The sequence below is a fragment of the Bradyrhizobium sp. NBAIM03 genome, from assembly GCF_020194055.1.
GTDB lineage: Bacteria > Pseudomonadota > Alphaproteobacteria > Rhizobiales > Xanthobacteraceae > Bradyrhizobium > Bradyrhizobium yuanmingense.
The window spans coordinates 102,302-115,459 of record NZ_JADYVS010000009.1; the positions used below are offsets into that span (position 1 = coordinate 102,302).

The following is a 13,158-nucleotide window of genomic DNA, read 5'->3' on the forward strand; positions in this document are numbered from 1 at the left end:
ACAAGGGCGCTCCGCAACGCTAGCACTGGTAAAATCCCCGTCAAATGGTTATGTCTGTTCGCGAATTGGCCCGTTGGCCAGCTTCGATTCCCAGCCGCGTCGGAACCTCTGCCATGAAAGCCGCCATCCTCGTCTTTCCCGGAATCAACCGCGAGCGCGACATGGCGCGCGCGTTGAGGCTGATCTCCGGCAGCGAGCCCGCGATGGTCTGGCACGCCGAGACCGCGCTGCCTGCGGGCACCGATCTCGTCGTCGTGCCCGGCGGCTTCTCCTACGGCGATTACCTGCGCTGCGGCGCGATTGCGGCGCGTGCGCCGGTGATGGATGCGGTGCGCGACTATGCGGCCAAGGGCGGCCTCGTGCTCGGTGTCTGCAACGGTTTTCAGATCCTCTGCGAGTCCGGCCTCTTGCCGGGCGTGTTGATGCGCAATGCGCGGCTGAAATTCATCTGCCGCGACGTGCATCTGCGCGTCGAGCGCTCCGACACGCCATTCACCCGCGGCTACAATGCCGGCCAGGTGATCCGCGTGCCGGTCGCCCATGGCGAGGGCAATTACGAGGCGGACGAAGAGACCATCAAGCGGCTCGAAGGCGAGGGGCGGGTGCTCTATCGCTATTGCTCCGCTGCCGGCGAAGTCGACGATTTCAACAACATCAACGGCGCCGCGCATTCGATCGCCGGCATCGTCAACGACCGGGGCAACGTGCTCGGCATGATGCCGCATCCGGAAAACCACGTCGAAGACATCATGGGCTGCACCGATGGTCGCGGCTTGTTCGCCGGTCTCGCCCAGCATCTGGAAAAAGCCGCGTGATCTCGTTCGTGGTGAAGCGTGCGCTCGCCGCGATCGCGGCGCTAGCGTTCGCGACATTTTCGATCGCCACTTGCGCATCCGCGCAGGATTATCCCAAGCGTCCCATCACCATGATCGTGCCGTTCGCGGCCGGCGGCACCTCAGACGTGATCGCGCGCGCGGTGGCCGAGCAGATGGGCATCGCGCTCGGCCAGACCATCGTGATCGAGAATGTTGCGGGGGCCGGCGGCTCGACCGCGCTGGCGCGGGCCTCCCGCGCCGAGCCGGATGGTTATACGATTGCGATCGGCAATGCCGGCACCAATGCCGCGACCTACACGATCTATCCAAAACTGTCGTTCACGCCTGATTCCTTCGTGCCGATCGCGATGGTGGCGAAGACGTTCGGCATCATCGCGCTGCGCAAGGACTTTCCAGCGAAGGACCTGAAAGAGTTCATCGCCTATGCCAAGGCGAATCCGGGCAAGATCAATTTCGGCCATGCCGGCGTCGGCTCCTCGAACTATCTGATCTGCAAAAGCTTCGTCACAGCAGCCGGGATCGACGCGACGCTGATCGGCTATCGCGGCGCCGCGCCGGCGCTGACCGACGCGGTCGGCGGCCAGATCGACGGCGTCTGCGACGCGGCCGCCTCGGTGTCGCAGTCGATTAACGACAAGCTGGTGAAGGGCCTCGTGGTCGGCTCGACCGTTCGGCTCGCCACGCTGCCGGATCTGCCGACCTCGGCGGAAGCGGGCCTGCCCGAGTTCGAGGCACAAGGCTGGAACGGCCTGTTCGCGCCCAAGGGCACGCCGCCGGCCGTGATCGCCAAGCTGAATGCCGCGGCGCGCACGGCCGTCGAGACCGAAGCGGTGAAGAAGCGCTTCGCCGACCTGTCGACCGTCGCGCCCGATGCCGACGAGCACGCGCCCGACGTGCTGCAAAAGCTCGTGACGCGCGACGTCGAAAAGTACCGCAAGATGCTGGCGGACGACGCCAACAAGTAGCCCGGCCAAGTTGTCTGCTGGCGGCCGGCGTATGGCCGCCCGGAAGCTTACTGGAGCACAGGAATGCGGGCGATGACCTTGATCTCGAAGTCGAAGCCGGCAAGCCAGTTCACGCCGACAGCCGTCCAGTTCGGATAGGGAGGATCGCCGATCTCCTCGGCGCGAACGGCCATCACCGTCTCGATCTGGCTCGCCGGATCGGTGTGGAACGTGGTGACATCGACGACATCGTCCAGCGTGCATCCACCAGCGGCGAGCACGGCACGCAAATTGGCGAACGCGCGCCGGACCTGGTCCTCGAATACCGGTTCGGGCGAGCCGTCCTCGCGGCTGCCGACCTGCCCCGACACGAACAGCAGGTCACCGGAGCGGATCGCTGCCGAGTAGCGATGCACTTGATAGAGCGCGTGGCGGTTGGCGGGGAAGATTGCCTCTCGCTGGGGCATGGCAGGGCCTTTCGGTTGATGGGCGTGAGCGGATCGTGGGTGTTCCATGGCTGGCGCGTCACGGCAATTTCAGATACGTTTCGTATGTGAGATATCGCTCACATACGAGGCGTATGTCAAGGGGGAGGGCATGGCAAAGGGGAAGCGCGCCGCGGCCATGGCGGAAAACCGGGCCAGGCTCATCCGCGCCGCACGCGCGGCATTTGCCACGCAGGGCTATGCAGACGCGTCGATGGACGAGCTCACTGCGGCCGTCGGTCTGACGCGGGGCGCGCTGTATCACAACTTCGAAGACAAGAAGGGGCTGCTCTGGGCCGTCGTCGAGCAGATCGACGGTGAAATGGCGGAGCGGCTCCGCATCGCTCGGGAGCAAGCGCCCAGTCCGTGGCTGGGCCTGCTGGCGGAGGGAAGTGCTTATATCGAGATGGCGCTCGAACCCGAGATCCAGCGCATCATGCTTCTGGATGGACCTGCGGTGCTCGGCGATCCCTCCAAATGGCCCGGCGAGAACGCCTGTCTCGATATCACCATGCGGACGATCCGTGCGCTGATCGAGCAGGGAATCGTGAAGCCGGTCGACGTCGAAGCGGCGGGGCGGTTGCTGAACGGGGCTGCGCTCAGCGCCGCCTTGTGGGTCGCGGCCGCCGACGATCCCAAGAGCGTGCTGAGCAAGGCTGTTGATGCGTTTCGAGTGCTGGCGAGTGGATTGCTACGCGAGGCGCGTGAACCTGCATAGGTTTTGCGGCGACTGACTCCTCGTCACCATTACGGCGCGCGTTCGGGTTCGCTGATTTTGCCGGCTGACGCAACTCAAAGTTGTTTCATCGGTTCGATTGCGATATCAGGAGGCCGGCTGTCGTTGTGCTTTCCGGATGTCACATGCCCGTTGCTTTGGTCGTTCTGCTGCTCGATATCACGCTGATCTATCACGCCTCGCGAACCGGACGGTTGCGGCCCTGGGCCTTCATCATCCTGCTGGTGCCGATGATGGGCGCGATCGCCTATATCGCGGTCGAGCTCATTCCTGAATGGTTTTCCAGCCCCGGTGCCCGGCAGGCGCGCCAGCGTGTCGCCAATCGCCTCGATCCCGAGAAGCGCTATCGCGAGCTGTCCGACCAACTCGCCGGCACCGACACCATCGCCAACCGTGCGGCGCTGGCGGACGAGTGCGCGAATATCGGCCGGTTTGGCGAAGCGGAAGCGCACTATGATCACATCCTGAAGCTGCCGATGGGCAACGATCCCGCCTATGTGCTGCGCAAGGCGCAGGCGCAATTTGCCGCCAGCCGCCCGGCCGAGGCGCTTGCGACGCTCGACGATCTGCAGAAGCAATGGCCCGATTTCGATTCCGCCGACGCGCATCTGCTCTATGCCCGCGCGCTCGCCGAGGTCGGACGTGTCGACGAGGCGCTGGAGGAATATCACGCGCTCGCCGGTTACTTCCCCGGCGCCGAGGCGCGGGTGCGCTACGGCATGCTGCTGCAAACGGTGGGGCGCACCGCAGAGGCACGCATGGTCTTCAACGAGCTGCTGATCCAGATGCGCCGCGCGCCGAAATATCTGCGCAAGGCGCAGGCCGAGTGGCTGTCGATCGCGGAGAAGCAGTTGTCGGCGTGAGGAAACAGGCCCGCGTGAGTTGTTCTGATGCCTTGGGCGATTCCTTTTGATTGTTCGGCCCACATTTGAGAGAACGTTCCTGCCCGTTGACGTCGCCGAGCGGCGTCGTCATTCGCAGCAACGCCAGGAAGCATGCAACATGGTGAGTGATACAAACGTCCGGGCTGGTCAGTGCCATTGTGGAGCGGTGCGTTTCGAGGCGACGCTGAGCGACGGTTTCAATTCGATCCGCCGCTGCACCTGCTCTTACTGCCGGATGCGCGGTGCGGTCGTCGTCATGGCGGAGATGGGCGGCATAAAGTTCCTGAAGGGCGAGGATGCGCTGACGAGCTACCGCTTCCATACCGGATCAGCGCAGCATTTCTTCTGTTCTCGCTGCGGAATCTACACGCATCATCAGCGTCGATCGGACCAGAATCTGTATGCTGTCAACGTGGCTTGCCTCGACGGGGTAAGTCCGTTCGATTTTCCTGAGGTGCCCGTCATGGACGGTGTCAATCACACCAACGACACAGGAAAACCGACGCGCCGTGCAGGTACCCTCCGCTTTATTTCGGCGGATTGACCATCGCCGTCGGCTACCGCCACTTCAACCGCTCCGCCGGCACCGTCATCGCCGCAACACCGGCCATCACCAGCAATAACCCCAGTGCGAGGTTCGACGGCACGCTCTCGCCGAGCAGCAGCACCGAGAGGCCGACGCCGATCGGAATGCGCAGATAGCCTTGGGCGTTGGTCGTCAGCGTGCCGAGCCGGCCGAGGCAGACGTAGAACAGCAACAGGCCCAATGCGCTGGAAACGATGCCCATGACGATGGTGGCGACGATCGCGGTCGGAGTCGGTTGCAGCGTCCAGGGCTGGTCGATGATCAGCGCGGGCGGCAGCAGCACGAGACCGCCGAACAGCAGAGAGCCGGTTGCCACCACCATCGGATCGTACTCGGAGAGACGGAGGCCGAAGATGGTCGCGCAGGCAAAGGAAATGGTGGCAAGCAGGATCGCGATCTCCGCTACGATCTCGCTGCCAAGGCCATGCAAAGCATCGAGCCCGACGATCGCGACGGTGCCGGCCAGTCCCAGGATCGCGCCCGCGAGCTTGAGCAGCGTCGCCGGCTCGTGCCGCGTGATCAGCGAGGTGATCAGGAAGGCGAAGATCGGCGTCGTCGAAGCCAGCACCACCGTGTTCGACGCCGGCACGTATTGCTGCGACCAGGTGATGACCAGAAACGGAAAGGTCGAGTTGATCAGCTGCTGGGTCGCAAACAGCTTCCACGCCTTCACGTCGGTCGGCAGCTTGACGCCGCGCATCCGCAGGATCGCGAACAGAAAGAGGAACGCGATCAGCGAGCGCGCCGAGATGAAGGTGATCGGCGGAATGGTGGGAAGCGCTAGCTTGGTCAGCGGATAGGTCGAACTCCAGCAGCAGGCGAGCGCCAGCAGCAGCGCATAATCGCGCCAGTTGCGTGCGCCGGTGGCGATGGACGGCAACGGCGTTGATGCGGCCGCCGTCGCGCGACCCGCCTCGGATGTGCTCTGCGGCACCTTGTTCTTGCTCCCCGGCTCCAAAGCGCTTGGTGGGAAGTCTGGGCGAGGGCGCGCGAAAAGGGAAGGCGTCGAGCTATGCGTTTGGCTGAGGGAGTGCCTTCCGCTTCATCCGCTTGATCGTTCCGGAAAAGGTCAGCAGCAGCCGCTCGCCCGACACCATCTTGCCGCGCAGGAAGATCAGCGAGCCGCCGGCGCGGGTGACCTCGCCGGTGCATTCGATCAGCTCGCCCTCGCGTGCCGCATCGAGGAATTCGCAGGCGAAATTGGTCGTCACCGCCCGGCTGTCCAGGACATGGGTGGCGATCGCAAACAGCGAATAGTCGGCAAGGGCCATGTAGCAGCCGCCATGGACGTTGCCGGAGCCGTTGAGGTGCTTCTTCTCGACCCGGAAGGCGCTGCGGACGCTGCCGTCGGCCTCGATCCGGTGCCAGAACGGGCCGACATGGGACTCAAAACTGTCGCGAATCCAGGTCCGCCAACCCACAAATTCGCCCTCGGTGGCGACGTGGAGGTCGGGGCGGCGGGGCGGGGGCGCTTTGGTCAATTCGTGCAAGGAAATAGGCCTTCAATTGCGGGTCTTTAGACCTTAAATCCGATCCGACCGCGCCGTGCAATTCCCGTTCCCGCCGGCCCTGCCGGCGCAAAACGTGGGACAGCGGGAAAATGCGCCATAAAGGGCTTTTCGAAGCCGTCCGATGTTCCTAAGAACGGCCAAACCGCCGCCGAAAGCCTCGAATCCATGAAGAACGAACCCAAGATCACCCCGGAACTGGTTGCCGCCCACGGGCTCAAGCCCGACGAGTATGAGCGCATCCTGAAGCTGATTGGGCGGGAGCCGACCTTCACCGAGCTCGGCATCTTCTCGGCGATGTGGAACGAGCATTGCTCCTACAAATCCTCGCGCATCCATCTGCGCGGCCTGCCAACCAAGGCGCCCTGGGTGATCCAGGGCCCCGGCGAGAATGCCGGCGTGATCGACATCGGCGACGGCCAGGCTGTGGTCTTCAAGATGGAGAGCCACAACCACCCGAGCTATATCGAGCCATACCAGGGTGCGACCACCGGCGTCGGCGGCATTTTGCGCGACGTCTTCACCATGGGCGCGCGCCCGATCGCCTGCCTCAATGCGCTGAGCTTCGGCGCGCCCGAGCATCCGAAGACGCGGCATCTCGTCTCCGGCGTGGTGGCGGGCGTCGGCGGCTACGGCAATTCCTTCGGCGTGCCGACGGTGGGCGGCCAGGTGCGCTTCCACACCCGCTACGACGGCAACATCCTCGTCAATGCCATGGCGGTGGGCCTCGCCGATGCCGACAAGATCTTCTATGCGGCAGCCTCCGGCGTGAACATGCCGATCGTCTATTTGGGCTCCAAGACCGGCCGCGACGGCATCCACGGCGCCTCGATGGCATCGGCCGAGTTCGACGACAAGTCCGAGGAGAAGCGCCCGACCGTGCAGGTCGGCGATCCCTTCGCCGAGAAGCTGCTGTTAGAGGCCTGCCTCGAGATCATGGAGAAGGGCTGCGTCATCGCGATCCAGGACATGGGCGCGGCGGGCCTGACCTGCTCGGCGGTGGAGATGGGCGCCAAGGGCGACCTCGGCGTCGACCTCGACCTCGATGCGGTGCCGACCCGCGAGGCCGGCATGAGCGCCTACGAGATGATGCTCTCGGAGAGCCAGGAGCGCATGCTCATGGTGCTCAAGCCCGAGAAGGAGAAGGAAGCCGAGGCGATCTTCACGAAGTGGGGGCTCGATTTTGCGATTGTCGGCTACACCACGCCGAGCAAGCGCTTCGTGGTCAAGCATGGCGGCGACGTCATGGCCGATTTGCCGATCAAGGAGCTCGGCGACGAGGCGCCGGTCTATGATCGCCCGCACGTTCCGTCCACAGCGCTGCCGGTCGTGCATGCCCGCGACGTGCCGGCGCCGATGGGCCTTGGAGCTGCGCTGGAGAAGCTGATCGGCACGCCGGACATGTGCTCCAAGCGCTGGGTGTGGGAGCAGTACGATCACGTCATTCTCGGCAACACCATGCAGCGTCCCGGCGGCGATGCCGCCGTCGTGCGCGTGCAGGACGGGCCGAAGGGCCTGGCGCTCACCGTCGACGTCACGCCGCGCTATTGCGAGGCCGATCCCTATCAAGGCGGGATGCAGGCGGTCGCGGAAGCCTGGCGCAACATCACCGCGGTCGGCGGCAAGCCGCTCGCGATCACCGACAATCTCAACTTCGGCAACCCTGAAAGGCCCGAGATCATGGGCCAGTTCGTCGGCTGCCTCAAGGGCATCTCGGAAGCCTGCCGCACGCTGGACTTCCCGGTCGTGTCCGGCAACGTCTCGCTCTACAACGAGACCAACGGCCGCGCGATCCTGCCGACGCCCTCGATCGGCGGTGTCGGCCTGCTCGACGATTTCACCAAGTCGGCGTCGCTCGCCTTCAAGGCCGAGGGCGAGGCGATCCTCTTAATCGGCGAGACCCATGGCTGGCTCGGCCAATCCGTCTATCTGCGCGACATCTGCGGCCGCGAGGAGGGCGCGCCGCCGCCGGTCGATCTCGCGGCCGAGAAGCGCAACGGCGATTGCGTGCGCGGCATGATCCATGCGGGCACCGCGACCGCCGTGCATGATTTGTCGGACGGCGGCCTCCTGATCGCGCTGGCCGAGATGGCGATGGCGGGCGGCATCGGCGCCAAGCTGCTGGCGGCACCGACTGCGCTGGTGCCGCAGGCCTATTGGTTCGGCGAGGACCAGGCGCGCTATCTCGTCACCGTGCCGGAAACCGAAGCCGGCCGCGTGCTCGCCAAGATGCGCGGCTGCGAGGTGCCCTGCGTGCGGATCGGCACCACCGGCGGCGATGCCATCGCGATCGCGGGCGAGACGCCGGTTACGATCGACAGCTTGCGCAAGTCGTTCGAGCGCTGGCTGCCGGAATATATGAGCGGCAAGGCGGCGTAAGGCGCTGCCACAAATCAGATCTGTAGCCCGGATGGAGCGTAAGCGTAATCCGGGACCGCTATCACTTGTGGCGAGGTCCCGGATTGCGCTGCGCTCCATCCGGGCTACGGACCGAGAGACCGTGCCTCACAACACGCGTGACGCGCCCGGGATCTGCCGCAACGCGCGCGTCAGCGCCCAGCTCGCCGCGACAGTCAGGACGAACCCGACCGTGGCCTTGACGATCGCCGGCAGGTCATAGTCGAACAGCCAGTATTGCAGCCACAGCGCGATCGGATAGTGCACAAGGAACATGCCGAACGCGTCGCCCTGCATTGGATCGAGCAGCCTGGCTGAGCCTGATTGCTTGAATCTCTGGAAAAGGGCCAGGATCAGAAACATGATGGCCACGCTGAAGACGGTGAAGCAGATGGCATAAAGCGCTTCATACCAATCCGGCAACGGCGACGGGTTGCCCAGTATTTCGCGCTTGATGAAGATCAGGCCCCACAACAGGCAATACGGGACGATCGCCAGGACCATCCAGTCCCAGCTGACCTTTGCCATGCGACCGTCGACAGAGAGCAGCCCACGATCCATTTGCGCAACGCCGATGCCGGCACCGAAAAAGAAATAGGTCGCGTACAGCATCACGCGCCCGTGCTGGACCGAGAACGGCCCGAACTCGAACCAGCTGCTGTGTCCGTAGTGAACCAGCCCGGGAATGTAGAACGCGGCGGTGACCGCCAGCATGACCGCAAAGAACACGGCGGGCCGGCGGCGACCATGTAGCGAGAGGCGATTGATCGGATCGAGCAGGTTGGGTGACAGCCGGTACAAAAGGCAGGCAACCAGGTCGAAGGCGAACAAGACCCACAGGAACCAGATCGGCCCGCTCGGCCACGGGCCCTTCGTGACCATATTCCACCAGAATTCCGCAAAACCGATCTCGGGATGGTGCCGCAGGGAGATCGCGTAATACGCGAGCGGAATGACTGTAAAGGCGCAGATCGCGAAGGGTAGGCCAAGCCGAAGCAGGCGATCTGCCAAATAGCTCCGGACTCCCTTCCGGGCGATGCCGGACCAGGCGAACAGTCCCGACAGGAAGAAGAACATCGCCATGAAGAAGCTGTCGGTGGCGAGCACGATCATGTCGAAGCCGAAGAAATAACTCGGATCGGTATGCCCGAAATAGGTATAGGGGATCACCGCGTGATGCAGCAGCACCACCAGAGTGAGGAAGGTGCGGGCGCGATCGATCGCCAAATTGCGCACCTTGCTCGTGGGCGCGGCATGCACCTCCGCGCCGATCGTCGCTGAATGTGACATCGTCATCGTGGCCGCCCCGATCCTGACCTCGGCTGGACTCTGCCGCCGGGAACTCGATTCAGCAAGGGCCGTTTGTTTCGGAGGTCGCCCCCGACTACCTCTAGGAACCAGTTCCTCGCAGCAATGTTAGCGTTCGCCGAAAACAGCGTAGGCCGTGAGACGCGGCAGTTCGGAGCTGGCGATGTCGATCCTGAAATGGGCGCTGATCTTCCTCCTTGTCTCGATCGTGGCCGGCGTGCTCGGCTTCACCGGCATCTCGGCCGCCTCGGCCGACATCGCCCGCTTCCTGTTCTACGTCTTCGTCGTGATCTTCCTGGTGCTGCTGATATTGGGACTCACGATCTTCAGGGCGTAGCTGATTCAGCCCTCTCCGCCGTCATGGCCGGCTCGACCCGGCCATCCACGCCTTACCGCGTGCAGAACGTGGATGCCCGGGCATGACGGTCGTGGGTTGCGGCGCTTATTCCACTTCCTCGATCTTCACCTTGTCCGGATAGAACGCGAGATGGCCTGAAATCTCCGTCATCGCGGGGAAGGGTGTCTCGTAGGTCCAGATCGCGTTGTCCAGCGTCTTGCCGTCGGCCTTGACGCTGTAATAGTTCGCGTCCCCCTTGTAGGGGCAATGGGTGACGCGGTCGGTACGCTCCAACAGGGCCATGTTGGCGTCCTCCCGCGGTACATATTGCACTGCCGGATATCTGGCCTCCTTCAAGGTCAGCGCCTTGCTGGTCTCGGCGATCACGATGTCGCCCGCCGTGACGCGGACGCGCCGGGGATTTGGGGTGATGGTGATCGGGTGGTCGGGCCCTGGAAGCTTCATGATTTCACGCCTTTTCGATCAATCTGCCGCGCGCGGCACTTTGTCGTGCCTTTGTCCTGATGGGATCAGGGATATAGTGCCGGAAAGCGTGACGTAGAAGGCCGTTCACGCTAAGTTTGACCTTGCCGGCGAGGGGACCCCCGGCAGCGATTCGATGATGAGGCTGCTTTGCAGCCGAGATAAGGAGCAAGACCCGAATGCCCATGGACGCCCACGATATCGAGGCGATGATCAAGGCAGCGATCCCCGATGCCGAGGTGACCATCCGTGACCTCGCCGGCGACGGCGACCACTATGCCGCGACCGTGATCTCGGAATCCTTCCGTGGCAAATCGCGCGTCCAGCAGCACCAGATCGTCTACCAGTCCCTGCGTGGCCAGATGGGCGGCGTGCTGCACGCGCTGGCGCTGCAAACCGGCGTACCAGGTACCTGAGAAGCTGCACCTGACCTGACCAGCGCCACGAGGGGACGATGATGGCTGCGGACAATCCGCACGGCGCGATGTTCCGCGTCATTGTGCCGAACCAGCACAGCCGCGTCACTTTCGTCGAGCTGTTCTTCGACCTTGTCTTCGTCTTCGCCGTCACGCAGATTTCGCACACGCTGCTGCACCATTTCACGCCGCTCGGCGCCGTGCACGTCGCGGTGCTGTTTCTCGCGGTGTGGTGGCTGTGGGTTTTCACCGCCTGGGTTACCAACTGGCTCAATCCCGAGCTGACCCCGGTCCGGCTCCTGCTCTTTGCGATGATGTTGGGCGGCCTCGTGCTGTCGACCACGATCCCGACCGCCTTCGAGGGCCGTGGCCTGTGGTTCGCGATTGCCTATGCGGCCATGCAGGTGGGGCGTACCGCGTTCTGGCTGCTCGCAACGCCGCTGCATCGAACAGCGGTGCGGCATAACGCAATCCGCATCCTGACCTGGCTGTCGATCTCCGCGGCGTTGTGGATCGCGGGCGGCCTGGCCGAGGGCGAGAGGCGGCTATGGCTGTGGATCGCGGCGGTTACCTGGGAATACATCTCGCCGGCCGCGCGGTTCTGGGTGCCGAAGCTGGGCTTTTCTTCCGTTGAGGCCTGGGCGGTCGAAGGCGGCCATATGGCCGAGCGTTGCGGTCTATTCGTCATCATCGCGCTCGGCGAGGCCATTATCGTCAACGGCGCGACCTTCGCTGAACTGGAGTGGACCGCGAGCAACATTCTCGCCTTCGTCTCAGCGCTGGTCGGCGCCATCGCGATGTGGTGGATCTATTTCCACAAGGGCGCGGAGGCCGGCTTGGAGCGGATCTCGAAGTCAAGCGAGTCCGGCCGCCTGGCGCGGCTCGCCTACACCTATCTGCATATGCCGATCATCGCCGGCATCATCCTGACCGCGGTCTCGGACGAACTGGTGCTGAAGCATCCGTCCGGCCATTCCGACGCCCGCACGGTTCTGAGCACGATCGGCGGCCCGCTGGTGTTTCTGATCGGCACCATCCTGTTCAAGCACGCGGTCCGCGGCTTCCTCCAGCTCTCGCACGGCATCGGCATCATCGCGCTATTGGTGCTGTGGTGGTTCGCGTCGGAACTGTCGCCGCTGTGGCTGTCAATGGCGACGAGCGCCATCTTAATCGTGGTGGCGGTGTGGGAGTCGGTGTCGCTGGGGTCGAAGGTGGAGGAGGCCGGGGAGCATTGAAGCCCGGCCTTACTCCGCGACCTCCAGCGCGTGCACCGAGAACATCTTCGCCGCATCCGTCCAGCTCTCGCGGACCCGCCAGCCCGCGCCCTGGGCCAGCGCGGCAAAACGCGCGATGCTGTATTTGTAGCTGTTCTCTGTGTGGATGCTTTCGCCCGGGCGGAACGAGAAGCTGGTGCCCAGCAGGCGCACGGTCTGGCTCTTCCTGCTGATCAGGTGCATCTCGATGCGGTGCCGCTCGCGGTTGTAGATCGCGCGATGGGTGAAGGCGGACAGGTCGAAATTGCCGCCGAGCTCGCGGTTGATGCGCACCAGCACATTGAGGTTGAAGCGCGCGGTGACGCCGGCCGCATCGTTATAGGCGTCGAAGAGGATCCGCTCGTCCTTCTCGAGATCGGCGCCGATGATCATCTGCGCGCCCTTGCCGAGGATCTTGCGCGCGCTTTTCAGGAAGGCCTGCGCTTCCTGCGGCTCGAAATTGCCGATGGTGGAGCCGGGGAAGAAGCCGACCTTCGGCATGGCTGCAACCTGCTTGGGCAGCTCGAACGGCGTGGTGAAATCGGCCGCCACCGGATAGATGCCGAGCGCCGGGAAATCCCGCTTCAGGCCGCTCGCCTGTGCCTTCAGGAAGTCGCCGGAGATGTCGACGGGGACATAGGCTGCGAATTTGCAATGATCGAGCAGCAGGCGCACCTTCGTGGTCGCGCCGGCGCCGAACTCCACCAGCGCGGCGTGCTCCGGGATGATGCTTGCGATCTCGCTTCCGCGCTCCTTCAGGATCGATAGCTCGGTGCGCGTCGGATAATATTCCGGCAGCTTGGTGATCGCCTCGAACAGCTCCGATCCGGTCGCGTCGTAGAAGTATTTCGGCGACAGCTTTTTCGGCTGCTGCGAGAGGTCCTCGATGGCCTCGCGGGCAAAGGCGGTGGTCTGCTCGTCGGGAAGATGGGCCTCGGCCAAAGCGCTGGCGTGCACATTCATGATACTCTCCTGAACGCGCTGT

Annotated in this window: 15 protein-coding genes; 9 read left to right on the plus strand and 6 right to left on the minus strand. The window is 64.0% G+C overall.

From position 1 onward, the window contains the following. Positions 1-113 precede the first annotated feature (113 nt). Together purQ and I6F21_RS15900 are read left to right on the plus strand one after the other, a co-directional pair. Positions 114-815, plus strand: a complete 702-nt coding sequence (gene purQ, locus I6F21_RS15895) for a phosphoribosylformylglycinamidine synthase subunit PurQ (protein WP_036027846.1) — start codon at positions 114-116, stop codon at positions 813-815. Further along, the gene (locus I6F21_RS15900) at positions 812-1,801 is read left to right on the plus strand and encodes a tripartite tricarboxylate transporter substrate binding protein BugD (protein WP_225139764.1); all 990 of its coding nucleotides are present in this window, start codon (positions 812-814) and stop codon (positions 1,799-1,801) included. Before purQ ends, I6F21_RS15900 begins: the two co-directional genes overlap by 4 nt. Before the next feature lie 47 nt (positions 1,802-1,848). On the opposite strand, the gene I6F21_RS15905 is transcribed toward I6F21_RS15900, so the two are convergent. Next, a complete protein-coding gene (locus I6F21_RS15905) occupies positions 1,849-2,247 on the minus strand; it encodes a RidA family protein (RefSeq protein ID WP_074448244.1) in 399 nt (132 codons plus the stop codon). Between the two features lie 130 nt (positions 2,248-2,377). Between I6F21_RS15905 and I6F21_RS15910 the strand changes: the two genes are divergently transcribed. The 3 genes from I6F21_RS15910 to I6F21_RS15920 all read left to right on the plus strand — a co-directional run bounded on the left by I6F21_RS15910 (position 2,378) and on the right by I6F21_RS15920 (position 4,429). After that, positions 2,378-2,983: a TetR/AcrR family transcriptional regulator gene (locus tag I6F21_RS15910; RefSeq protein WP_225139765.1), complete on the plus strand. Its 606-nt coding sequence runs from the start codon at positions 2,378-2,380 to the stop codon at positions 2,981-2,983. A 143-nt stretch (positions 2,984-3,126) separates the two neighbouring features. Next, the gene (locus I6F21_RS15915; protein ID WP_225139766.1) at positions 3,127-3,864 is read left to right on the plus strand and encodes a tetratricopeptide repeat protein; all 738 of its coding nucleotides are present in this window, start codon (positions 3,127-3,129) and stop codon (positions 3,862-3,864) included. A 139-nt stretch (positions 3,865-4,003) separates the two neighbouring features. Further along, positions 4,004-4,429 (plus strand): GFA family protein, encoded by a 426-nt coding sequence (locus tag I6F21_RS15920; protein WP_036043496.1) that lies wholly within the window; start codon positions 4,004-4,006, stop codon positions 4,427-4,429. Positions 4,430-4,442: 13 nt separating this feature from the next. Here I6F21_RS15920 and I6F21_RS15925 read toward each other — a convergent pair whose 3' ends face one another. Then, positions 4,443-5,405 (minus strand): DMT family transporter, encoded by a 963-nt coding sequence (locus tag I6F21_RS15925; protein ID WP_225139767.1) that lies wholly within the window; start codon positions 5,403-5,405, stop codon positions 4,443-4,445. Positions 5,406-5,481: 76 nt separating this feature from the next. Further along, positions 5,482-5,961 carry a PaaI family thioesterase gene (locus tag I6F21_RS15930; RefSeq protein WP_225139768.1) on the minus strand — a complete coding sequence of 160 codons (480 nt, stop codon included), beginning with the start codon at positions 5,959-5,961 and terminating at the stop codon, positions 5,482-5,484. Between the two features lie 186 nt (positions 5,962-6,147). Here I6F21_RS15930 and purL point away from each other — a divergent pair, with 186 nt between their 5' ends. Beyond that, positions 6,148-8,358 (plus strand): phosphoribosylformylglycinamidine synthase subunit PurL, encoded by a 2,211-nt coding sequence (gene purL / locus I6F21_RS15935; protein WP_225139769.1) that lies wholly within the window; start codon positions 6,148-6,150, stop codon positions 8,356-8,358. Positions 8,359-8,484: 126 nt separating this feature from the next. On the opposite strand, the gene I6F21_RS15940 is transcribed toward purL, so the two are convergent. Then, positions 8,485-9,672, minus strand: a complete 1,188-nt coding sequence (locus tag I6F21_RS15940) for an acyltransferase (RefSeq protein ID WP_225139770.1) — start codon at positions 9,670-9,672, stop codon at positions 8,485-8,487. A gap of 175 nt (positions 9,673-9,847) precedes the next feature. Here I6F21_RS15940 and I6F21_RS15945 point away from each other — a divergent pair, with 175 nt between their 5' ends. Further along, positions 9,848-10,021 (plus strand): DUF1328 domain-containing protein, encoded by a 174-nt coding sequence (locus I6F21_RS15945; protein ID WP_157280741.1) that lies wholly within the window; start codon positions 9,848-9,850, stop codon positions 10,019-10,021. Positions 10,022-10,126: 105 nt separating this feature from the next. Here the strand turns inward: I6F21_RS15945 and I6F21_RS15950 are convergent, their stop codons facing one another. Next, on the minus strand, positions 10,127-10,486 hold the full coding sequence (locus I6F21_RS15950) for a DUF427 domain-containing protein (RefSeq protein ID WP_225139771.1): 360 nt from the start codon (positions 10,484-10,486) through the stop codon (positions 10,127-10,129). A 197-nt stretch (positions 10,487-10,683) separates the two neighbouring features. Between I6F21_RS15950 and I6F21_RS15955 the strand changes: the two genes are divergently transcribed. Beyond that, the gene (locus tag I6F21_RS15955) at positions 10,684-10,920 is read left to right on the plus strand and encodes a BolA family transcriptional regulator (RefSeq protein ID WP_011088461.1); all 237 of its coding nucleotides are present in this window, start codon (positions 10,684-10,686) and stop codon (positions 10,918-10,920) included. A 41-nt stretch (positions 10,921-10,961) separates the two neighbouring features. Next, positions 10,962-12,155, plus strand: a complete 1,194-nt coding sequence (locus tag I6F21_RS15960; protein WP_225139948.1) for a low temperature requirement protein A — start codon at positions 10,962-10,964, stop codon at positions 12,153-12,155. A 9-nt stretch (positions 12,156-12,164) separates the two neighbouring features. On the opposite strand, the gene egtD is transcribed toward I6F21_RS15960, so the two are convergent. Beyond that, complete coding sequence (egtD, locus tag I6F21_RS15965; RefSeq protein ID WP_225139772.1) at positions 12,165-13,136, minus strand: L-histidine N(alpha)-methyltransferase; 972 nt, start codon at positions 13,134-13,136, stop codon at positions 12,165-12,167. Between the last annotated feature and the right edge of the window lie 22 nt (positions 13,137-13,158).